We start from the raw sequence: 21,681 nt of genomic DNA, 5'->3' as shown, positions 1-21,681 counted from the left end.
CGCCAGCCGCCGCGCGACCGGGAGCCGTCATGGGCGTACGCAAGGATCTGAAACGGGCCAGAAAACGCAGCGACCTGGCCGACCGCGCGAAGCCCGAACTCACCAGGGACGAACGGGGCGTCGTCCGCGAGGCCCGCACCGCACCCCTCGCCGCGCCCCCGCCGGACGGCACGACACCGGCCGACATCCCGTTCGTGAACGCGGCCGAGGCGCCGGATGCCGTGGTCGTACGACGCAGAGCGGCGGGATCGGGGGAGTGGCGGCCGGTCACCGCCACGGCCTTCGCGCGGGAGGTCACCGTCGCCGCGAAGGGGCTGATGGCCGCAGGACTCGAACCGGGCGGCCGCGTCGCCCTGATGTCCCGGACGCGCTACGAGTGGGAGGTCCTCGACTTCGCGATCTGGGCGGCCGGCGGCCAGACCGTCCCGATCTACGCGACCTCCTCGCCCGAGCAGATCGAATGGATCGTGCGGGACTCGGGCGCCCGGCTGCTGATCGTCGAGACCCCCGAGAACGCGGTCACCGCCGAGGCCGGACTCGCCGCACTCCCCGACGCCGACCGGCCCCGCGTCTGGCAGCTCGCCCCCGCCCCCGCGCCCACACCGGCCGCCGAGGCCGCGAGCGGGGCCATGACCGAACTGGCCCGGCTGGGACGGGAGATACCGGACGACGAGGTGGCCAAACGCCGCGCCGCCCTCACCCCCGACACCATCGCCACCATCTGCTACACCTCCGGCACCACCGGCCGCCCCAAGGGCTGTGTCCTCACGCACGGCAACCTCTACGCGGAGGCCGCCAACACCGTCGAACTGCTGCACCCCATCTTCAAGGCGATCACCGGCCAGACCGCCTCCACTCTCCTCTTCCTGCCGCTCGCCCACATCCTGGGCCGGACCATCCAGATCGCGTGCCTGCTCGCCCGTATCGAACTGGGCCACTGCCCGAGCATCAAGCCGGACGAACTGCGCCCCGAACTGCGCTCGTTCCGGCCGACGTTCGTGGTCGGCGTCCCGTACCTCTTCGAGAAGATCCACGACACGGGGCGGGCCACGGCCGAGAAGATCGGACGCGGCGCCTCCTTCGACCGGGCCGACCGGATCGCGGTGAAGTTCGGCGAGCGCAGCTTGGCGAAGTTCCTGGAGGAACCTGGGAGGGGGCGCGGTCCCGGGCTCGGCCTCACCCTCGCCACCGGCCTCTACGACCTCCTGGTCTACCGCCGCGTCCGCAAGGAGCTCGGCGGCCGCCTGCGCTACGCGATCAGCGGCGGCTCCCCGCTCGACCGCGGCCTCAACCTCTTCTTCTACACCGCCGGAATCGTCGTCTACGAGGGCTACGGCCTGACCGAGACGACCGCCGCGGCCACCATCACCCCGCCGCTGCGACCGCGCCCCGGCACCGTCGGCCTCCCGGTCCCCGGCACCGCCATCCGCATCGCGGACGACGGAGAAGTCCTGGTCAAGGGCCCCATCGTGTTCGGCTCGTACTGGCAGAACACCGACGCGACCGCCGAAGCGCTCGACCCGGACGGCTGGTTCCGCACCGGCGACCTCGGCGCCCTCGACGACGACGGCTACCTCACGATCACCGGCCGCAAGAAGGACATCCTCGTCACCAGCGGCGGCAAGAACGTCTCGCCCGCCGTCCTCGAGGACCGCCTGCGCAGCCGGTCACCGGTCGGCCAGTGCATCGTCGTCGGCGACAACCGTTCCTACGTCGCCGCGCTCATCACCCTCGAACCGGAGTCCGTCGCCCACTGGCTGAGCGTGCGCAAACTGCCCGCCGACACCCCGATGGCGGAGGTCATCCGCGACCCGCGCATGATCGCGGCCGTGCAGAAGGCCGTCGACTTCGCCAACGAGGCCGTGTCGCGCGCCGAGTCCATCCGCAAGTTCTCGCTGGTCGAGGGCGAGTTCACCGAGGACAACGGGCTGCTGACCCCGTCCCTGAAGATCAAACGCCAGGCGGTCATGGCGACGTACGAACGGGAGATCGAGGAGCTGTACGGTGCGTGAGACCACCTCGGCCGCAGCCCTTGATGACGGGGACGATCGGGGGTACGACTACGATGTCATAGTCATCGGCTCCGGGTTCGGCGGCTCCGTATCCGCCCTCCGGCTGACCGAGAAGGGCTACCGCGTCGCGGTCATCGAGGCGGGCCGCCGCCACACCCGCGCCACCCTTCCCCGTACGTCCCTGAGACTGCGCGAGTACCTGTGGGCGCCCCGCCTCGGCATGTACGGCATCCAGCGCATCCACCTGATGAAGAACGTGATGGTCCTTGCGGGCGCCGGGGTCGGCGGCGGCTCGCTGAACTACGCGAACACCCTCTACGTCCCGCCGCCCGCCTTCTTCCGGGACCGCCAGTGGGCGGACATCACGGACTGGCAGGCCGAACTCGCCCCGCACTACGACCAGGCGCGGCGCATGCTCGGCGTACGCACCAACCCGACCACCACGGAGGCCGACGAGCTGCTGCGGGCGGCGGCCGGACGGATGGGCGCGGCGGACACCTTCCGGCTGACGCCCGTGGGCGTGTTCTTCGGCGACGGGCGGGACGCCGACGGCAGTACAACGGCCGAGCCCGGCCAGGAAGTTCCCGACCCGTACTTCGGCGGCGCGGGGCCGGCCCGTGCCGCCTGCACGGAGTGCGGCTCGTGCATGACCGGCTGCCGGGTCGGCGCCAAGAACGCCCTGACGGAGAACTACCTGTACCTGGCCGAACGCGCGGGCGCCGAGGTCCGCGCCATGACCACGGTGACGTCCGTACGCGAACGGCCCGGCGCCGCCGCGGACGACGCCGGGTACGAGGTGACGACCGTCCCCACGAACCGCCCCCGGCGCGGCCCCCGCACCGTGCTGCGCGCCCGCCGTGTCGTCCTGGCGGCGGGCACCTACGGCACCCAGACCCTCCTGCACCGCATGAAGGCCGCCGGCACGCTGCCCCGCCTCTCGGACCGGCTCGGCGTGCTCACCCGTACCAACTCGGAGGCGCTGGTCGGCGCCCTGACCTGGCCGCGCCGCCTGGGCCGCAAGGACATCGACTTCACCCGGGGCATCGCGATCACCTCGTCCATCCACCCGAACCCCACGACCCACATCGAGAACGTCCGTTACGGCAAGGGCTCCAACCTCATGGCCCTGATCTGCGTACCGCAGTACAAGCAGAACCTGCCGAAACCGCTCGCCGCGGCGCTCGCCTTCGCCTCCCACCCGGTGCTCGTCGCCCGTACGGCCCTGCTGAGGCACTGGTCGGAGCGGACGATCATCGGCCTCGTCATGCAGACCCACGACAACTCCCTGACGACGCGCCTGACCCGGCGCGGCCACCTCACCGCCGGACAGGGCCACGGCAGCCCCAACCCGGTCCACATCCCGGAGGGCTGGCAGGTCGCGGGGCTGATCGCGGAATCCCTGAACGGCTTCGCGGGCACGAACCTCGGCGAACTCCTCGGCAAGCCCCTCACCGCCCACTTCCTCGGCGGCTGCCCCATCGGCGACACCCCCGAGCGCGGCGTCATCGACCCCTACCACCGCCTGTACGGGCATCCGGGCATCTCGGTGGTCGATGGCTCGGCCGTCTCCGCGAACCTCGGCGTCAACCCGTCGCTGACCATCACGGCCCAGGCAGAACGCGCGATGTCGTACTGGCCGAACCTGGGGGACGAGGACCCGCGCCCGCCTCAGGGCACGGCCTACCGCCGTCTGGAACCGGTGGCCCCGAGCGCCCCGGCCGTCCCGAAGGGCGCCTACGGCGCACTACGACGTACGACGGGCGGTCACTCCTCCAGCTGATGATCGGCCCACACATACGTGAAGGGCAGCAGCTCACCGACCGGGACGGCCCGCACCCGCCCGTCCTCCCCGGTCACGATGACCCGGATCCGGGGGAAGTAGTCGAGCAGCACCTGGCGGCACCGCCCGCACGGCGGGACGACGCCCCGCTCGCGGTCCCCGACGGCCACGATGGTGTCCAGCTCGTACACGCCCTGGGCGGCCGCCGCACCGATCACGACCGGCTCGGCGCAGGGCCCGCCGGTGAAGTGGTACGCGTTCATGCCGGTGACGATCCGGCCGTCGCGCGCGCGGGCGGCGGCGGCGACGGTGTGGTTGTCGCCGTGGCTGCGGGTGCGGGCGACATGGGCGGCGGCGTCGATGAGCTCCTGGTCCACGGCGTCAGGGCCACCGGGCTCACCGGGCTCACCCGGCTCGTAGGTGCCGTGCGGTGCTTGCGCAGTCATGCTCTCCCCCTGGTTCCGGACCGGCGGCCCACGCACGCCGGTGCCTCATCCTCCCCACGGAGATCGGCCCCGTGTCGAGGAGTTCGCTCCCGGCGGGGCCCGGTTTCGTTGCCTTACTGGTTTCTTAGGCCCTGACATTTCGCGGCTGCGGGGGCGCATACTGGCAGCACGATGACGAAGCCCTCCGCGCCGCGGCGCCACCTGCCGACAAGCCCCTTCAACGCTCCGTCCGCCGCTCCCCCCAAGCACTTCGACCTCGGGGACCGCGTCACGCACGACCGGTACGGCCTGGGAAGGATCATCGGCGTCGAGAACGGCGTCGCGATGCTCGTCGATTTCGGCTCCCGCCAGGCCCGCATCAGCAGCCCCTACACCCACATGGACAAACTCTGACGCTCACGCCCTGAACGGCGGACAGCCCCGGGGGACACCCGGGGCTTCGTCATGTCCGGGCCGCCCCGCGCGCGGGACAGCGAAAAGGCCCCGCCGAAGCGGAGCCGTGTGGAGGCGCCCCCGGCAGGACTCGAACCTGCGGCCAAGCGCTTAGAAGGCGCCTGCTCTATCCACTGAGCTACGGGGGCCGGTGTGTGGCCGGTGGCTTGGACGGATGAGGGGGTGGATGATCCGTGACCTTGCCGGGGACAAGGATAGGGCTCCCGACTCCCGGTCCTTGTTGCTTCGCCTCCGCGCCACGATGTGGAGGTTCAGTGAAGCGATCCCGATAATCGCAGGCAGGTGCGAATCCTGCAGCGCTTTTGGCGTCTCACGCCCCGGGTGTTGTGCACTCGTTATGCCTGCGCCCCCTGCCTCCCCTTCCGTCCCGCTGTGTGCTTCCTGTGCTGAAACGGGCACCTTGTTCGGGCTCCCATGCCTGCTGACGGGTGTCTTGCGGTGCCGTATCGGCACGCAGGGGTGGTCATATGCTTCAGAAAGCCGTCAAAATTGGGCATTCTTCGCATGTGGTGACCTTGGACGTACGGCCTCAGCTGCTCGACGCACTTACCGCGCTGCGCGACCGTGTCGCCGCCGCGCGCTTTCCGCTCCCGCTCGCGGGGGCTCCACGCGCGCGTGCCAACCGCGACGAGTTGCTCGCACAGCTCGACGACTATCTGGTGCCCCGCCTGCGCGCCCCCGAAGCGCCGCTGCTCGCCGTCGTCGGCGGCTCCACGGGCGCGGGCAAGTCCACCCTGGTGAACTCGCTCGTCGGGCGTGTGGTGAGCGAGGCGGGGGTGCTGCGGCCGACGACACGCACGCCCGTCCTCGTCTGCCACCCCGACGACCATCACTGGTTCGCCGGGATGCGCGTGCTGCCCGACCTCACGCGCGTGTGGGTGCCCCGCCAGGCGGACGCCGGGACCGACGAGGGCGAGGGCGACGAGGACGACCCGCTCACGCCCCTCCTGGAGGACGAGGAACGGGCGCTGCGCATCGAGACCGCGGACACGCTGCCGCGCGGGCTCGCACTCCTCGACGCGCCGGACGTCGACTCGCTCGTCGCCGACAACCGGGCGCTGGCCGCCCGGCTGATCAGCGCCGCGGACGTCTGGGTCATGGTCACCACCGCGTCCCGGTACGCCGACGCCGTGCCCTGGCACCTGCTGCGCACCGCCAAGGAGCACGACGCCTCCCTGGTCACCGTGCTCGACCGCGTGCCGCACCAGGTCCTCGCCGAGGTGTCGCGCCAGTACGGGGCCCTGCTCTCCAAGGCCGGACTCGGCGACGTGCCCCGGTTCACCGTGCCCGAGCTGCCCGAGTCGACGGGCAACGGCGGCCTGCTGCCGTCCACCGCCGTCGCGCCGCTGCGGGCCTGGCTCGCCCACCGCGCCCAGGACCGTGACGCCCGTACGCGCGTCATGGCCCGTACCGCGCGCGGCGTGCTCGACTCGCTGCGGGCCCGGATGCCGGAGCTGGCCGGGGCGGTCGCCGCCCAGTACTCCGCCGCGGTCCGGCTCACCGCCGCCGTCGAGGACGCGTACGACAGCGAGCACGCGCGCGTGGGGGCCAGGCTGGAGGGCGGCGCCGTGCTGACCGGGGACGCCCTCAAGCGGTGGCAGAGCTATCCGCTGGACTGTTCGGCGGGTGAACTCCTCGACGCCCTTGTCGAGAGCCTCGGCGCGCTCCTGCTGTGCGCGGTCACCGCCGCCGACGAGCGCATCGACGAGGCATGGCGACGGGAACCGGCCGGCAGCGCCCCCGAACTGGCCGCCCGCGCCCCGGAACCGGACAGCGCCGAGCACCGGATCGGGCTGGCCGTGCGGCGATGGCGGCGTGTCCTGGAGGAGTACGCCGAGGACGAGGTGCGCGCCGCCGGCGAGGCGCAGGGCGCGTCACCGCCCGACCCCGAGATCGTCGCCGCCCTCGTCGCCGCCGCCCTGCTGGGCGGGCGGCGGGCCAGGGCCGCGGGGGAGACCCTCGCCGAGCGGATCGGGGCGCAGAGCGCCCTGCGCCTGCGCGACCGCGGCGGACGGCTGCTCGACGAGTACCTGGACGCCGTCCTCGACGCGGAACGCGACCGCCGCCTCGCGCCCGTGGACGCCCTCGGCATCGGACCCGAACCACAGGCCGCGCTGATCGCGGCCTTGTCGCTGCTGCAGAAGGAGAGGTGAGGAAGGGCCATGACCGCCGTCACGGATCACACCAGGAACACGGATCGCGCCACGGACACGGATTACGCCACGGACACGGATTACGCCAAGGGCACGGATTACGCCACGGACACGGATGACACGAAGGGCACGGGCCACCACCGCCCCGACGACACCGGCCATCGCCCGGACGGGACGGGCGCCCGCCCCACCAGCGACGCGGGCCGCCGCCCTGGCGATGAGGGCGGGTACCTCGGTGCATCTGGCCGCCGCCCTGGCGATGAGGGCGGGTACCTCGGCGAATCCGGCCGCCGCCCTGGCGACGAGGGCGGATACCCCGGCGAACCGGGCCGCCGCCCGGGCGACGCGGGCAGCCCTGCCGGCGCCACGAGCCGCGACCTCCCTCGCGTGGAGCAGGCAGACGGTGCGCAGCACTCGCCCCACCCGGAACGCCGCCCCACGCGCGCCGGCGACGCACACCGCCCCGAACCCGGCGAATGCGACCGCGCCACCCCCTGGGACGACGGCCTCATCGCACGCCGCGCCGCCGCCGGGCTGCCCGCTCAAGCGCCGGAGACGTCACCAGGAACGTACGAAAGCCACCGCGCCATGCCACCCACGACGACGCAAGCCCCGCTTCCCGCCCCCGCCGCCGCGCCCCCCGCGCCACGCCTCACCCCGCGCCCGGACGCGCTGACCGACCGGCAACTGCACCAGGACCTCGCGCAGCGGCTCGACGCGCTGCGCGAACTCGTCGGGCTGTCGCGCACGCGACTCGACGGGAAGACGCTGGCCGAGGCCGGACACGTACTCGACGAGGCGGCCGCCCGGCGGCGGCTCTCCGCGCGGCACACCGTCGTCGCCGTCGCGGGGGCGACCGGAAGCGGCAAGTCGACGTTGTTCAACGCCCTCGCCGGAGTGCCGCTCTCAGAGACGGGACTGCGCCGCCCCACCACGTCGGCGCCGATCGCGTGCAGCTGGACGGACGGTGCGGCCGGGCTCCTCGACCGGCTCGGCATCCCGGGCCGCTCCCGGCGGCGCCCCCTGCAACGGCCGCACGACGAGGCGCCCCTGGACGGGCTCGTCCTCGTCGACCTGCCCGATCACGACTCCGCGGCGTCCGCGCACCGCGAGCAGGTCGACCGAGTGCTCGCCCTGGTGGACGCCGTGATCTGGGTCGTCGACCCGGAGAAGTACGCCGACGCCATGCTGCACGAGCGGTACCTGCGGCCCATGGCGGGGCACGCCGAGGTCATGTTCGTCGTCCTCAACCAGATCGACCGGCTGCCCGGGGACGCCGCCGACCAGGTCCTCGACGACCTGCGGCGCCTGCTCGACGAGGACGGCGTCGCACTCGGCGAGCACGGCGAACTCGGCGCCACCGTCCTGCCCCTGTCGGCCCTGAGCGGCGAAGGCGTCGGCGAGCTGCGGCACGCCCTCGGCCGGTTCACGGCCGAACGGCAGGCCGCCGCCCGCCGGATCGCCGCCGACGTCGACGCCGCCGCCGAGAACCTGCGGCCGGTGTACGGCGCCGGGCGGCAGACCGGGCTGAGCGAGGACGCCCGCGAGGAGTTCGCCGACCGGCTCGCCGACGCGGTGGGCGCCGCCGCCGCAGGCCAGGCCGCCGAACGCGCCTGGTCCCGCTCCGCCAACCGGGCCTGCGGCACCCCCTGGCTCCGGCTGTGGCGCTGGTACGAGGCGCAGCGCACCCTCACCTCGTCCGTCCCCGCCTCCACCGAGCCGGGTGACGAGGAGCAGGTCACGGCGCGCCAGCGCGTCGAGCACGCCGTGCGCGCGGTCGGCGAGGCCGCCGCGACCGGGCTGCCCACCGCCTGGGGGCAGGCCGTACGGGAGGCCGCGACGCGGGGCGCGAGCGGGCTGCCCGAGGCGCTGGACGAGATCACGGCGGAGAGCGACGCGGCGCTGGACGGCGGCCGGCACGACCGGCAGACCCCCGGCGCGGCGCACAGCGGAGCGGGAAAGCCGCCGCGGCCCGGATGGTGGCCGCTCGCCGTGTTCACGCAGGCGGCCATGACGGCGTTCCAAGTCCTCGGCGTGGTCTGGCTGGTGGCGCAGGCGACCGGCGCGCTGCCGTCGAACTGGTGGGCACCCGCGCTGCTGGTCCTGGTCGGGATCGTCGGCGGCCCGTGCGTCGAATGGTCCTGCCGACTGGCGGCCAGGGGCCCCGCGCGCCGGTACGGCCACGAGGCGGAACGACGTCTGCGGGACGCCGCCGCGGCGTGTGGCCGGGCCCGGGTCCTGGACCCCGTGGCGGCCGAGCTGCTGCGGTACCGGGAGGTGCGCGAGCAGTACGTACGGGTGGCCGGGTTTTCCACAACTGGCCGGTAGGACACAGGCGTCGGCGCGGATCGCGGCGCGGGTGCAGTCTGGCACCACGGTTCGGGAGGGGCTCGGGCCGCGACGCGGACGGGGAGGACGTACGAGATGAACGAGACGCTGCTGACAGTTGTGGGGAACGTGGCGACGACGCCGGTCTACCGGGAGCTGCCGACGGGGCCGGTGGCCCGGTTCCGGCTCGCGGTGACCCCGCGCCGGTTCGACGCGGTGCAGAACACGTGGGTCGACGGGCACACCAACTTCTTCACGGTGTGGGCCAAGGGGATGCTCGGGTCGAACGTGCAGGGGTCGGTGTCGATCGGCGAACCGGTCATCGTGCAGGGCCGGTTGAAGGTGCGGGACGAGGAACGGGGCGGCCAGCACTGGACGTCGGCGGACATCCAGGCGACATCGGTGGGGCACGACCTGTCGCGCGGGACGTCGGCGTTCCGGCGCACGCGAGGCGCCGTACGGCCGGCAGCACAACAGGACGCATCAGAGCTCTCGTTCGAGATCGAGCCGGACGCGGGACCGGGACAACAGCCGGGACCGGGACAACAGCCGGAACCGGACCTGGTGGGTGAACCGGTGGGATGAGCCGTGGCAGCGCGCCCCGACCGCATGACCGAAGTGCGGCTTATCAGCGACTGCGTTCCGGAGATTTGTCGATAAGCCCAGTTCATGAACGGTATTGGCGATAACGATTGCGAGTCGGATCGGTTGCCTGAGGTCGCCTCCGGGGGGATCGTGATGAGCCGCTTCCTTAGGATGCCGGGCATAGCTCCATGAGCTTCGAGGGACCCCAGAGGTTGACGGGCACTCAGAAAGCTCATGAGCGTAAGGAGCTTGGGAGCCCCAGAGGGGCTCGAAAGACTCAGCGATTCTGTCGGCGGGGCGCCCCCAGTGTCATCACGTCCTGCCTGAAGGGGATTACGTGTTTTCTCTGTTCTCACGGACCGGGCACCGCGGACGAGGCACCGCTCGCCTCGCCGCGGCGGCCCTGGTGTCGGGCCTCGCGATGACCGGCGCGATAGCCACCACCGGGACGGCGCACGCGGACGACGCCGCCAAGCAGCCGGGCGGCGCGAGCGCCACCCTGGGTGGTCTGGAGACGTTCGGGACCGCCGTGATCCACGAGGGCGGCAAGGACAAGCAGGTCTCCGCGGGCCTGTTCAAGATGACGGTGGACGGCGGCGGCACGCTGCAGACCTACTGCATCGACATCCACAACCCGACCCAGACGGACGCCAAGTACCAGGAGACGCCCTGGAGCGGCACGTCCCTGAGCGGCAACGCGGACGCGGGCCGGATCCGCTGGATCCTGCAGAACTCCTACCCCCAGGTCAACGACCTGGCCTCGCTGGCGAGCAAGGCCGGCGCGGGCAGCCTCACCGAGCAGGAGGCGGCGGCCGGTACCCAGGTCGCCATCTGGCGCTACTCCGACAAGGCCGACGTCGACGCGGTGAGCCCCGCCGCCGAGAAGCTCGCGGACTACCTGCAGAAGAGCGCCGGGCAGCTCAGCGAGCCGGGTGCGTCGCTGACCCTGTCGCCGAACGCCGTGTCCGGCGCGCCGGGCGAGCGGCTCGGCCCGGTCACCGTGCACACCAACGCCGACGCCGCTTCGGTGGCGCCCCCGGCGTCGCTCGCCGCGAACGGCGTGAAGATCGTCGACAAGGCGGGCCAGCCGGTCACCTCCGCGGCCGACGGCAGCCAGATCTTCTTCGACGTGCCGAAGGACGCGGAGGCGGGCTCCGCCGCGCTGACGGTGCAGGCGTCGACGACCGTGCCGGTCGGTCGCGCCTTCGCCTCCGAGAGCCGCAGCCAGACGCAGATCCTGGCGGGCTCCAGCGAGTCCACCGTCGCCGCCACCGCGACGGCGAACTGGGCGAAGACGGGCCCGGTGCCCGCGCTGTCCGCGCAGAAGAACTGCGCGAAGGGCGGTGTGGACATCACGGCGGTGAACAAGGGCGACGAGCCGTTCACCTACACGCTGATGGGCACCGAGTACACCACCCCGGCGGGCGCCTCGCGCACGGTCACGATCCCGCTGAAGGAGGACCAGGCGTACGACTTCACGATCACGGGGCCCAACGGCTTCGAGACGCGGCTGCGCGGGGTGCTCGACTGCAAGACGGCCGGCGAGACGGTCGTGAAGGGTGACGACGAGGGCGTGACCCCGCAGACGGCGGCGCAGCCGAGCCCGGCCTCGGTCGGCGGCACCGGCAGCGACAGCGGTTCCGGCTCGGACCAGGACCTCGCCGCGACCGGTGGCTCCAACGCCACGCCGGTCATCGCGGGTGTCGCCATCGTGCTCGTCCTGCTCGGCGGCGTCGCCGTCGTCCTCGTCCGCAAGAAGAAGCCGAGCGTGGGCAAGTAAGCAGCCCCTCGGCATCCGGCAGTACGCGCGTCCCCGTCCCGCACTCAGCGGGGCGGGGACGCGCCCGTTGAAGCGCCGGCCGGTAGGGCATCGCGCCACCCCGTTGCATGGTCATGCGTAATCATGCATACTCTTCCTATGTCCAAGGTCCTCACCTCTCTCCCCGTCGGCGAGCGCGTCGGCATCGCCTTCTCGGGCGGCCTCGACACCTCGGTCGCGGTCGCGTGGATGCGTGACAAGGGCGCCGTCCCCTGCACCTACACGGCGAACATCGGCCAGTACGACGAGCCCGACATCGACTCGGTCCCCGGTCGCGCGCAGGCCTACGGTGCCGAGGTGGCCCGCCTGGTCGACTGCCGCGAGGCGCTCGTCGAGGAAGGGCTCGCGGCGCTGACCTGCGGGGCGTTCCACATCCGCTCGGGCGGCCGCGCCTACTTCAACACGACGCCGCTCGGCCGCGCCGTCACCGGCACGCTGCTCGTCCGCGCGATGCTCGAGGACAACGTCCAGATCTGGGGCGACGGCTCGACGTTCAAGGGCAACGACATCGAGCGGTTCTACCGCTACGGCCTGCTCGCCAACCCCAACCTGCGGATCTACAAGCCGTGGCTCGACGCGGACTTCGTGACCGAGCTCGGCGGCCGCAAGGAGATGTCGGAGTGGCTGGTCGCCCACGACCTGCCCTACCGCGACTCCACGGAGAAGGCGTACTCCACCGACGCCAACATCTGGGGCGCCACCCACGAGGCGAAGACCCTGGAGCACCTGGACACGGGCGTGGAGACGGTCGAGCCGATCATGGGCGTCCGGTTCTGGGACCCCTCGGTCGAGATCCCCACCGAGGACGTCACGATCGGCTTCGAGCAGGGCCGCCCGGTGACGATCAACGGCAAGGAGTTCGCCTCCGCTGTCGACCTGGTGATGGAGGCCAACGCGATCGGCGGCCGCCACGGCCTCGGCATGTCCGACCAGATCGAGAACCGGATCATCGAGGCCAAGAGCCGCGGCATCTACGAGGCGCCCGGCATGGCCCTCCTGCACGCCGCCTACGAGCGCCTGGTCAACGCGATCCACAACGAGGACACCCTCGCCCAGTACCACAACGAGGGCCGTCGCCTCGGCCGCCTCATGTACGAGGGCCGCTGGCTCGACCCGCAGGCCCTCATGGTCCGCGAGTCCCTCCAGCGCTGGGTCGGCGCCGCCGTCACCGGCGAGGTCACCCTGCGGCTGCGGCGCGGCGAGGACTACTCGATCCTCGACACGACCGGCCCCGCGTTCAGCTACCACCCGGACAAGCTCTCCATGGAGCGCACCGAGGACTCGGCGTTCGGGCCCGTGGACCGCATCGGCCAGCTCACCATGCGCAACCTCGACATCGCCGACTCCCGCGCCAAGCTGGAGCAGTACGCCGGCATCGGCCTCATCGGCACCGCCAACCCGGCGATCGGCGCCGCCCAGGCCGCCGCGACGGGCCTGATCGGCACCATGCCCGAGGGCGGCGCCGAGGCGATCGCCTCCCGCGGCGACGTCTCCGACGCCGACGCGGAGCTGCTCGACCGCGCCGCGATGGAGTTCGGCACGGACTGACCCGGCCGCACCTTCCGCACCCCGTACTGAGGGGCCGCCCCGCCGCCACCCGGCCCGGGGCGGCCCCCCAGTCGTTCACGCCCCCTCGCTCCGCCCCGCACCCGTGTCCGCCCGCATAAACCCCCAGCTCAAGCCCACCCCCCGATACGGGTTTCCGCCCAGCACTGGCGATGCGGCAAGATGGGGTGTTACTTACCAAACGAGGGCATGAAACAGCCCCTCACCAGCGGTTTCCCGTCGATGATGGGCCGTCTCAGGCAGCCTGGGCCGTCCCAGGGCCGTCGTGAGCGTGACCGGCGGCCCGATACATGGCGCTGATGGCCTTCCGGGTCCGGGTCTCGCTGGACGGCATGAGGTGCGTATAGACCCGAAGCGTGAACCCCGGATCACTGTGCCCGAGGTACAGACTCAGGGCCTTGATGTTCTCCCCAGCGTCGAGCAGCACCGAGGCGTAGAAGTGCCGAAGGGCGTGCATTCCGTGCTCGCGGGCGGCGGCGTATCGCTGCCCCTTCTCCGGTACGGGGATGATCCCGGCGGACGCCAACGCTGGCTTCCAGAAGCGATCGTTGAACGCGTTGCTCCATAGCGCCGTGCCGACACCGCTCGTAAAGATCAGCTTGTGCGTGACTTTCGGCCCGGTCGGAGTCAGCCACGGCAATGTCACTTCGACCGGCGGGAACCGCTCCATGTGGGCGGTGAGCGCCGCCGACACCTCGGGGTCGAGGGGAACGTCACGGAGCTTGCCGCGCTTGGGCGGGGCGAAGACGAGTGTGCCGCGCACCTTTTTGACCTGTTGCCGGACGTACAGCCAGCCGAGATTCCCGATGTTGTCGACGGCAAGACCGAAGATCTCGCCTTGGCGGAGTCCACAGCCGCCGCCTACGTCGGTCATTGCCTGGTAGCGCTCAGGCAACCCAGCCCGGACGCCGAACACCTGCGAAGCCGACCACGGATGGACGCGTGACGGTGCGGGGCGCGGGGCCTTGACCGAGCGGGCGCGACACGGATTGGAGGCCAGCAGGCGGTCGTCAACGGCCGCATTGAGCACCGACGAGACCGCATCGAAGATCAGCCGCCGGTACGACGGCGACGCCACGGTGTCTTCCAGTTGCCGGTTCCACTCGCGGATGTGCTCCGGTTGGAACGAACCGATGGGGCGCGTTCCGAGGTGCGGCAAGGCGTGCAGACGTAGGCGGCCCTCGACAGCGGCCCGGCTCGTGAGGTCAGTCGTCAGCGCAGCGAGCCAGCGTTCTGTGTACTCCCGAAAGGTGGTTCGGGCGGCTCTCGGGTCAATGTACTGCCCGCGTGTCATGTCGGCTTCGATGTTGGTCAGCCACTGCTCGGCGAGCCGCTTCTGTCGGTCGGGGAAGCTCTTGGACTTCTCCGATCCATCCGGGCCTATGTACCGGGCGCGGTAACGCGAGCCCACCCCGTGACGGTCGGTCTTGACCTTGACGGGCTTGCCGTCCGGGCCGGGCTCGACCTTGAACCAGCGGTCTTGAATGTGTCCGGCCATCAGGCAGCCGCCTCTATTTGGGACTGCACCCAGACGCGTACGTCCTCCGGGTCGAAGCGAAGGTATCGGCCGACGCGGAAGCCACGGGGTCCGGTGTGCTTGCGGCGCCACTGGTAGACCGTCTCCACGCTGGGCAGCTCGAACAGCTCCACCAGGTCGTCCGGGGTCAGGTAGCGGTCGGGTAAGGCGTGCTGCATGGTCACCACACCCCCTCGTCGACGAGGTCGGCCAGGGCTTCGCGTGCTGTCTCGCGGTTTAGTTGGAGGTCGCGGGCGATGGACGCGGCGAGGGCGGATTCGCCGGGGGTGTGGCCGTGTCCGGCGTACTGCCAGTCGGCCAGGACGAGGACGGTGTCCGGCTCGTAGTCGGGCAGGCCGAGGGCGTGGCGTTCTTGGGCGGCGCGGAAGTCGGCGCGTGCCTGGCGGAGTTCGCCCAGGGTGATCGAGTAGCGGCGGGACTTTGAGGAGAAGTGGCCGCGGAAGCCGAGCATGTGGGCCCAGGCCCAGAGCCGACGGTCCGGGTAGAGCGGATCGAGCAGCCTGCACGCCTTGATCAGTCGGCGGGCATGGTCGGGGACGCCGTAGCGGTCGAGTTCGGCGAGTTCGCCGATCCGGCGGTCGAGGGTGCCTGTGTTCTCCGCGGCCTTGGTGGCGTACTTGGCGACGTAGGAGGCCACGGCCTGTTCGGTGATCTCGGAGCCGTTGCCGAAGGCTTTGACGGGGCGTACGTCGAGCTGTCGCCCCCAGCGGAAGGTACGGGCCGGTTGGCTGTCGGCGGCGGGGGCGCTCACGCTGGTGTAGGCGTGCGCGGCAGCGGCCCGGATCGCGTCGTCGAGCAGGGCCACACTGGCCCAGGAGGGCGGCGGGGTGTCCGGCCCGTCCGGGCCGTCGAGCCGGATCACGGCGTGAAAGTGGATGGCACCGCGCTTTTGGAACTCGGCGACCTTGCCGTACGAGACGCGGGCGCATTCGGCGAGTTCGCGTTGGGTCAGTCCGGCGCAGGTGGCGATCTCGCGGCGGAGCCGGTTGACGAAGCGCATCCACAAGTCGCCGGAATGGTTGTTGAAGAGAACCGTGCCCGCGTAGTCGTACGTGACCGGATCAAGGGCCGTGCCGAGGGCAGGATCATCCGGCGCGTGCCGGGCGCCGCAGCGGCAGACTTCGCGGTCGGGCCGGTTGTGGACCGGACCGAACGACGGGGCGGTCAAGGTCGCGAAGACGCGGGGGTGGTCGCGGACCGTGGCGGTGATGTCGCGGCGGTCGTCGCCGACGAGTCCGGCGCGGATCAGGTGGTAGGTGTCTCCGGCGTAGGTCCAGGCGCAGGACGGGCAGCGGGAGGCCCGGCGGTTGCCGCAGGCGACGCGGAGACGGCCGCCGGGCTCGCTCTCGGTGGAGTAGTGGTGCAGGGTCTGCCCGGTCGTCTTGTCCTTGGTCAGCGTCCAGCCGGTCAGGTGGATGGGGTTGGTGCAGCCGCCCGTGCGGCGGATCTGGTCTTGCCAGCGGTCGAAGCCCTCGGACCCGGCCACCCGGAGCGCGTCGGCGAGGGTGACCGGGTCGAGGCCCGCGAAGGTCACGGTGTCGCTCATGCGCGCCCCCCGGCCAGGGCGGTGCTGCGGGCGGTCAGGGTGCCGATGCCGTGGCACTTCGGGCAGTGCACGGTGATGGTGCGCAGGTGTCCGGCGCGGGTACGGCCGCCGAGGGTAACGGCGACGGTGGGGAAGCCGTCGCAGTTTGGGCAGACCCGCGCCGATGAGTCGGTGCGGTCGGTCATGATGGTGGTTCCTTCCGGATCAGTGAGTTCGGGCAGGAGGCGCGGGCCCGGGCGGCGGAAACCTGGTAGTGGAGGCCGCCCGGGGCCGGTCAGCGGTGCTTGTGCTCGGAGGCGATAAGCGAGCGGAAGACGACGGCGCACACGGCCACCGAGGCGGCGGTGACGGCGACGGCAAGCAGCATGGAGACCAGGACGGCGCCGACGACGAGGATGGCCGCGGTGCCGCCGCCGACGGCGAGAAGCAGGGCGCCGGGGGTGAGCTGGACCGTGGGCCGGGACGACGCCACGGGCGCCGGGGGCGGGGTCGGGGCGTAGTACGGGGCGGGGACGACCGTGGTCGGCTCGATGACGGTCGAGGGGACGTGGCCGGTCGGCTGGTCGTTAGTCGGGACTTTGGGGCGAAGTGCCATGGCAGATCTCCTGTCTGTGAGTGGTTGGTTACTTGAGGGCGGGGTCGATGACGGGGGCGAACAGGCTGTTTGCGAGGAGGTAGCCGCCCAGTAGGAGCAGGGCGATCAGCCACCAGGGCACGCGGACGAGTCGGATGCCGAGCACGCCGACGCAGGCGACGAAGAACCAGAGCGGGACGTTCATGGCGGGGTTTCTCCTAGTCGTCGAGTCGGGCGGCGATTGCGTCGGCCATCGCAGCCGGGACGCCGAGGCGGGCGCGCAGGGTGTCGGTATCGATCGAGGTACCGGTCCGGGCCCAGTGGTCGTCGGCGACCTTGCGGGCGTGCTCGACCAGCGCGGCGGGAACCGGAGGACCAGGCGCAGGGGCAGCAGCGGTAAGCGCCGGAGCCTCGTCAACATCCGGGAGGAACTCCGCAGGAGCGGGTTCGGGGGCCGGGGCTGCGGGCGCCGGCGGAACCGGCACCCGGTCCCCGGCAGCAGTCGGCGAGTGCGCCAAGAGGGTGCCGCCAAGGAAGGCCAGAGCGGGCCAACCGGCGACGCCGAACCGCAGCCACGCCGGAGGATGCGCGAGGTCGAGGAATCCGGCCGTGGCGACGTTGGCGCCGAGCGAGGCGACCAGGGCAACCAGGAACCAGCACCAGGCCAGCCGGGACGGCCCGACAGCGCGCAGCCGTCGCCAGGCGGCGACCAGCAGCAGGTCGACCGAGACTGGGTAGGCCCATGCCTTCCAGCCGGTCTGTCCGGCCGCGGCAGCAAGGTCGTGCAGGTGGGCGAAGGACAGCGCGCCAGCGATCACGGCTTGGATGAGTACGGCGTCCGGGTGGATCGAGCGCTTCATGTCCGCCTCCTCTGAGGGTTTGAGGGGTGAAGAATCGAGGCCGGGGCGGGGCGGGGTGTGGAAGCCAGCCGCCCCGTCACGGCACGCTCAGCGGCGGGTCGGGCAGCCGTTGATCAGGTGGTCCATGCACTTCGGGCAGTCGCCTTGCAGACCCCGGTGAGCGTCGGGGTCGTAGGCGTGGCGCCAGCACTGCGGACACTCGCCCTTCGGGACGATCAACGCTCGTTCAGTGGTACGCGGCGGGTTTCCGAACAGGCCCATCACGGGCTCCTTTCACGGGGAAGGTGCTTCAGCTCTCCGGCGCTTCGCCGGAACCCAGGCAGTTCAGGCACAGGCCCGTTTGCTGATCACCGGTGGTGCGCTGTCGGCGGCCACCGACCCGGACCGAGACGGAGACCTCTCCGGAGCCCTTGCAGGCCGGGCACGGCGGCGGAGCCGAGGGCTTGCGCGGGGCGCGTTTGCGGGCGGTCGCCATGGTCACCACCCCTGGCCCGGGTACTCGGGGCCCTCGTTCGGGTCGTAGCCCGGGGGCAGCAGGCCGGGCGGAGGCTCCGGCAACGAGGCGGCCAAGGACGGCGCCACGACGCCGACGAATTCGTGATCCGCAGTGAGCGAGTGGGCGTACACGGCGAGGTCGCCGAGCAGCGTCATGGTGCGGACGAAGTCCTCGAAGGTGTCCACCAGATCACCACCGATGCTTCGGGTAGGTGTGACCCTCGGGCGGGTAATCGCCGTCGTTCTCCCGCCGCATCTGCGCCTTCATCACAGACTCGATGAACTCGCCGAACTCGTAGTCCTCCGACTCGTACTCGGAGAAGTCGACGAGGTCTTGAGCGTCCTGATAGATGCGTTGGCTTCGGGCCCAGTCCGTCCGGACCTGAGAGCGGCTATGACGTCGAGGCATGGCGGTGCTCCTTTCAGGTCAGATGGGGTCGGCCAGCTCAGCGGCCGGAGCAGGAACCGGAGACGGCGCAGCAGGCGCCAGCACCGGGCTCCACGGGCTGAGTTCAGACAGGGCCGGGGTCAGGTGCGCGTACCGGTTGCAGACGTTCACAGCGCGGCGCAGGGAGACGTGCGGGGTGCGGACCTTGGCCCAGCCACCGGTCGAGTCACCGACGATGGCCGTGCCGGGGCGGTCGTTGGGGATCTGCGTGGCCGCCCACACGGCTTCGGGCGAGATGTCGGCGAACGCCATCTTGGCCGACGACTCGTCGTTGACGCGGTGCGCGATGCGGCCGGTCAACTGGGCCCGCAGCATGGTCACGCCATCGCCCAGCTCGGCGCCGAAGCGTTGCCCGCAGATCTCGACGTAGATCCCGGCCGCCCGGCCGAGCTGGACCAGGCGGATCAGTGCGGTGATGATGCGTTCACGGCGCCGCTTCTCCGCGGTGTTCGCGTACAGCAGCAGCTCGGCGACCTCGTCGACGAGGACGACGACCGGCACGGGCCGCAGGTAGGCGGGCAGGCCCCAGATATTGTCGGTGATCTCCTCATCCGTGGTGTCGGCGCTGATGCGCTGCTCACGACGGATCAGCTTGTAGATCGCGGGCATCCGGGCCACCAGCGCGTCCAACATGTCGGCGGCGTCGTCGGCGTTGTCCGCCAGTGCCGACAGGCGCCGGGCGAGCGGAGCGAGCTGCACGCCGCCCTTGCAGTCGATGCCGACCAGGGCCACCGGCTGCGGGGCCAGGGCGGTGACCAAGCAGCGCTGCATGACGGACTTGCCCGACTGAGTGGCGCCCAGGATCAGCGAATGCGGCACCGCCCGGTAGTCGCGGTAGTAGGTGCCACCGTCGTCCGTCAGCGCAACGGGGACCTTCAGCACGCTCGCCGCGGCCCGGACCGGCATGTGGATGCGCTTGAGGACATCGAAGCCAGTCATGCGCAGCTCGATGAAGGACGGCCCCACCTCGCGGGCAGTGACCGCGTGCATGGTGAACGCGTGGCGGAGCCGGTCCGCGGCGATCGTGAACGCTTCCGCGTCCTGTCCGGGCCGCAGCTTCAGCCGCAGGACCAGGCCGGTACGTGTCGGCCGGACCCGCCGTATTTTCGCCGGGTGAGCGGGCGGTAACGGCTCTTGCAGCAGCGCGGATGTGACCACCTTCGCCGGAGTGTGGGAGACGACCAGACGGCACGCCTCCATCGACGCGCGGTAGCGCCTCAGAACCCGGACGGTTGCGAGGGTGACCCCGAAGGTCATCCAGTACCAGGCGGGGCGCCGCCACCGCAGGATCAATGCAGAGGCGACGACCAGCAACATGAATGCGAGCGGCCACGTCATGGCTCAGGCCGCCTTGGGCTTCGAGGCGCCCGCGGCCAGCGAGGTCACGGCGACCGCACGGAACGAGATGCCGTGGCGCTTGCCGTTGCCGAAGTCGTTCTCCCACGGCCGGGCGATCAGCCCGGTCAGCGCGACGGGCGTGCCCATCGTGAGGTCACCGGAGATCCCCGGCTCGGGGACGGTGACGGGAAGGATCTCGACCTCGTCGTTGGCGGAGAACATGACCTCGACGGTCATCAGCGTCGCGCCGGTCTCAGTGTCCGTGGCGATCTCGCCGGAACGACGGTCCTTGACCTTGGGCTGCGGGGGCTTGGCCACCATCACGGCGGCGGCGGAGGTGTCGACGGGGATCTGACGCATGATGGAACTCCCTTGAGAGAGGGGCGGGGGCGGCGCGTTGCTTGGCGGTAGGGCGTCGCTCCCGGCTTTTCAGTCCCCGAGAGGGGGACTTTTCCGTCCTCGCCATCGTGGGGGCTTATGAGTCCGCTTGTCAAGGACTAGAACGTCCCTTGATAATGAGGGGATGGACCTGCATGAAGTGATCCGCAAGCGGCGTGGCGAGCTGAACATGTCGCAGGCCGACTTGGCCGCAGCAGCAGGCGTTGATCGGCGCCAGATCCGGCGGTACGAGGCTGGTGAGCAGCAGCCGGTGCTATCCGTGGCCGTAGCCATCGCGCACGCCCTTGGGATCACCGTCAACGAGTTGGCAGGTCAACCCGCGCACCGAATCGACCTCTCAGGCGCCTGGTGGATGTCGTGGCAGACCTCACGGGACGGCGAGGAGGCCATTGCTGTACAAGAGGTCAACTTCGCCCAGCAAGAGGAGTTGATCCACCTCGACACAGTGGCCCGAGGCCTCAGCGCCGAGAAGGGCGGTTACCACTGGCGCGGTGAGCTCCGACTGTGGGACCAAGAAGTCCTCATGGGGTGGTACGTGGCTAACGACGGCCCCGTACGGTCGAAGGGGACCCTGTATTTCGTACTCCACCCCCACGGGGGCAGCATGTCCGGTCGATGGGTCGGCCTAGGCTACGACGGCAAGATCATGACCGGCTGGGGAACGGCAGCTCGAACCAAGGACGAAGCCTTGGAGCTGAACACGAGGCTCCGAGAGGATCAAGGAGCGTCCCTGTGACAGAGGTCTGCGCAGTACTGATCACCGCGCCGGATGCCGAATGGCTGACTTCCTTCGTGCGTGGCCTAGTTGATGATCGGCTGTGCGCATCAGGGAACGTGTCGCCAGTCAGGTCTATCTACAGGTGGGAGGGCGAAGTTCACGACACAGGCGAAGCCCTTGCCATCGTGCGTACGGTGCCGGACCGAGTGCCAGCAATCATGGATCGGACACTCCGTGAGCACCCTTACGAGGTGCCGAGCGTCATTACGATGCCGATCCGCGATGCGACGCCTGCCTACCGGGCGTGGATCATCGAGCAGTCGAACCCGGCATAGCCGGGCGCGGTGAAAGTTTCCCTACTTCATCAAGGCCCGCGCACGGCGCGGGCGCGTGCCGCCATGCAGCCCCGGCCCGCCTCTTGGCTTCGCCACGGCTGGCCGGGCCGGGCGGCCCGCTCGCGTCCTAAGCGGGCGAAGGGGAGAAACCCGCTGTGGCTGGGGCGGTCGGCTCCACGGCTTTAGGCAGCCACTTTGGGGCGAGCCTCTAAGATCTTGGCCCCAACGTCGTGCTTTAGCGGGCAGCTCCACAGACTGCCCGACTCGCCGGAAGCTTACGGGGCCAAGA

The 21,681-nt window shown here is 71.1% G+C and carries 23 protein-coding genes and 1 tRNA gene; 10 read left to right on the top strand and 14 right to left on the bottom strand.

Going from position 1 to position 21,681, the window contains the following annotated elements:
* Window positions 1-29: 29 nt before the first annotated feature.
* Both N5I75_RS12230 and N5I75_RS12225 read left to right on the top strand, forming a co-directional pair.
* Window positions 30-2,012 (top strand): AMP-dependent synthetase/ligase, encoded by a 1,983-nt coding sequence (locus tag N5I75_RS12230; protein ID WP_476676732.1) that lies wholly within the window; start codon window positions 30-32, stop codon window positions 2,010-2,012.
* Window positions 2,005-3,792: a GMC oxidoreductase gene (locus tag N5I75_RS12225; RefSeq protein WP_476676731.1), complete on the top strand. Its 1,788-nt coding sequence runs from the start codon at window positions 2,005-2,007 to the stop codon at window positions 3,790-3,792. Before N5I75_RS12230 ends, N5I75_RS12225 begins: the two co-directional genes overlap by 8 nt.
* On the opposite strand, the gene N5I75_RS12220 is transcribed toward N5I75_RS12225, so the two are convergent.
* Window positions 3,777-4,238, bottom strand: a complete 462-nt coding sequence (locus N5I75_RS12220; RefSeq protein WP_476676730.1) for a cytidine deaminase family protein — start codon at window positions 4,236-4,238, stop codon at window positions 3,777-3,779. The genes N5I75_RS12225 and N5I75_RS12220 overlap by 16 nt on opposite strands.
* Window positions 4,239-4,409: 171 nt before the next feature.
* On the opposite strand from N5I75_RS12220, the gene N5I75_RS12215 reads away from it, so the two are divergent.
* Window positions 4,410-4,631 (top strand): hypothetical protein, encoded by a 222-nt coding sequence (locus N5I75_RS12215; protein ID WP_356494882.1) that lies wholly within the window; start codon window positions 4,410-4,412, stop codon window positions 4,629-4,631.
* A 115-nt stretch (window positions 4,632-4,746) separates the two neighbouring features.
* Here the strand turns inward: N5I75_RS12215 and N5I75_RS12210 are convergent.
* Window positions 4,747-4,819 (bottom strand) — tRNA-Arg (locus N5I75_RS12210).
* Window positions 4,820-5,197: 378 nt separating this feature from the next.
* Here N5I75_RS12210 and N5I75_RS12205 point away from each other — a divergent pair.
* The 5 genes from N5I75_RS12205 (at window position 5,198) to argG (ending at window position 13,124) form a co-directional block, all read left to right on the top strand.
* A complete protein-coding gene (locus N5I75_RS12205; RefSeq protein ID WP_476676729.1) occupies window positions 5,198-6,844 on the top strand; it encodes a dynamin family protein in 1,647 nt (548 codons plus the stop codon).
* 9 nt (window positions 6,845-6,853) lie between these two features.
* Window positions 6,854-9,172, top strand: coding sequence for a GTPase (locus N5I75_RS12200; protein ID WP_476676728.1), 2,319 nt, complete (start codon window positions 6,854-6,856; stop codon window positions 9,170-9,172).
* 96 nt (window positions 9,173-9,268) lie between these two features.
* The gene (locus N5I75_RS12195; RefSeq protein ID WP_476676727.1) at window positions 9,269-9,757 is read left to right on the top strand and encodes a single-stranded DNA-binding protein; all 489 of its coding nucleotides are present in this window, start codon (window positions 9,269-9,271) and stop codon (window positions 9,755-9,757) included.
* 337 nt (window positions 9,758-10,094) lie between these two features.
* The gene (locus N5I75_RS12190; RefSeq protein ID WP_476676726.1) at window positions 10,095-11,537 is read left to right on the top strand and encodes a Cys-Gln thioester bond-forming surface protein; all 1,443 of its coding nucleotides are present in this window, start codon (window positions 10,095-10,097) and stop codon (window positions 11,535-11,537) included.
* Between the two features lie 138 nt (window positions 11,538-11,675).
* Window positions 11,676-13,124: an argininosuccinate synthase gene (gene argG, locus N5I75_RS12185; RefSeq protein ID WP_476676725.1), complete on the top strand. Its 1,449-nt coding sequence runs from the start codon at window positions 11,676-11,678 to the stop codon at window positions 13,122-13,124.
* Window positions 13,125-13,377: 253 nt separating this feature from the next.
* On the opposite strand, the gene N5I75_RS12180 is transcribed toward argG, so the two are convergent.
* From N5I75_RS12180 to N5I75_RS12125, 12 genes are all read right to left on the bottom strand, one after another.
* Window positions 13,378-14,640 carry a tyrosine-type recombinase/integrase gene (locus tag N5I75_RS12180; protein ID WP_476676724.1) on the bottom strand — a complete coding sequence of 421 codons (1,263 nt, stop codon included), beginning with the start codon at window positions 14,638-14,640 and terminating at the stop codon, window positions 13,378-13,380.
* Window positions 14,640-14,837, bottom strand: a complete 198-nt coding sequence (locus tag N5I75_RS12175; protein WP_476676723.1) for a helix-turn-helix transcriptional regulator — start codon at window positions 14,835-14,837, stop codon at window positions 14,640-14,642. The genes N5I75_RS12180 and N5I75_RS12175 overlap by 1 nt, the downstream gene beginning before the upstream one ends.
* Before the next feature lie 2 nt (window positions 14,838-14,839).
* Window positions 14,840-16,225 carry a replication initiator protein RepSA gene (repSA, locus tag N5I75_RS12170; protein WP_476676722.1) on the bottom strand — a complete coding sequence of 462 codons (1,386 nt, stop codon included), beginning with the start codon at window positions 16,223-16,225 and terminating at the stop codon, window positions 14,840-14,842.
* The gene (locus N5I75_RS12165; RefSeq protein WP_476676721.1) at window positions 16,222-16,410 is read right to left on the bottom strand and encodes a hypothetical protein; all 189 of its coding nucleotides are present in this window, start codon (window positions 16,408-16,410) and stop codon (window positions 16,222-16,224) included. The genes repSA and N5I75_RS12165 overlap by 4 nt, the downstream gene beginning before the upstream one ends.
* Before the next feature lie 89 nt (window positions 16,411-16,499).
* Window positions 16,500-16,820: a SpdD-like protein gene (locus tag N5I75_RS12160; protein WP_476676720.1), complete on the bottom strand. Its 321-nt coding sequence runs from the start codon at window positions 16,818-16,820 to the stop codon at window positions 16,500-16,502.
* Window positions 16,821-16,848: 28 nt separating this feature from the next.
* Window positions 16,849-17,004, bottom strand: a complete 156-nt coding sequence (locus N5I75_RS12155) for a hypothetical protein (protein WP_476676719.1) — start codon at window positions 17,002-17,004, stop codon at window positions 16,849-16,851.
* Window positions 17,005-17,017: 13 nt separating this feature from the next.
* Window positions 17,018-17,659, bottom strand: a complete 642-nt coding sequence (locus tag N5I75_RS12150; RefSeq protein WP_476676718.1) for a DUF2637 domain-containing protein — start codon at window positions 17,657-17,659, stop codon at window positions 17,018-17,020.
* Window positions 17,660-17,746: 87 nt separating this feature from the next.
* On the bottom strand, window positions 17,747-17,920 hold the full coding sequence (locus N5I75_RS12145; protein ID WP_476676717.1) for a pRL2-8: 174 nt from the start codon (window positions 17,918-17,920) through the stop codon (window positions 17,747-17,749).
* 216 nt (window positions 17,921-18,136) lie between these two features.
* Window positions 18,137-18,340, bottom strand: coding sequence for a hypothetical protein (locus tag N5I75_RS12140; protein ID WP_476676716.1), 204 nt, complete (start codon window positions 18,338-18,340; stop codon window positions 18,137-18,139).
* A gap of 4 nt (window positions 18,341-18,344) precedes the next feature.
* The gene (locus N5I75_RS12135) at window positions 18,345-18,563 is read right to left on the bottom strand and encodes a hypothetical protein (RefSeq protein ID WP_476676715.1); all 219 of its coding nucleotides are present in this window, start codon (window positions 18,561-18,563) and stop codon (window positions 18,345-18,347) included.
* Between the two features lie 18 nt (window positions 18,564-18,581).
* On the bottom strand, window positions 18,582-19,940 hold the full coding sequence (locus N5I75_RS12130; RefSeq protein ID WP_476676714.1) for an FtsK/SpoIIIE domain-containing protein: 1,359 nt from the start codon (window positions 19,938-19,940) through the stop codon (window positions 18,582-18,584).
* A gap of 3 nt (window positions 19,941-19,943) precedes the next feature.
* Window positions 19,944-20,300 carry an SCO3933 family regulatory protein gene (locus N5I75_RS12125; protein WP_476676713.1) on the bottom strand — a complete coding sequence of 119 codons (357 nt, stop codon included), beginning with the start codon at window positions 20,298-20,300 and terminating at the stop codon, window positions 19,944-19,946.
* Between the two features lie 163 nt (window positions 20,301-20,463).
* Between N5I75_RS12125 and N5I75_RS12120 the strand changes: the two genes are divergently transcribed.
* Together N5I75_RS12120 and cutA are read left to right on the top strand one after the other, a co-directional pair.
* A complete protein-coding gene (locus N5I75_RS12120; protein ID WP_476676712.1) occupies window positions 20,464-21,075 on the top strand; it encodes a helix-turn-helix transcriptional regulator in 612 nt (203 codons plus the stop codon).
* Entirely contained in the window at window positions 21,072-21,392 is a 321-nt protein-coding gene (gene cutA / locus N5I75_RS12115; RefSeq protein WP_476676711.1) for a divalent-cation tolerance protein CutA, read from the top strand. The genes N5I75_RS12120 and cutA overlap by 4 nt, the downstream gene beginning before the upstream one ends.
* Window positions 21,393-21,681: the final 289 nt, after the last annotated feature.

This window comes from Streptomyces sp. R818 (assembly GCF_056172735.1).
Note: the sequence above shows the minus strand (reverse complement) of the source record. Positions and strands in the feature narration are given on the sequence as shown.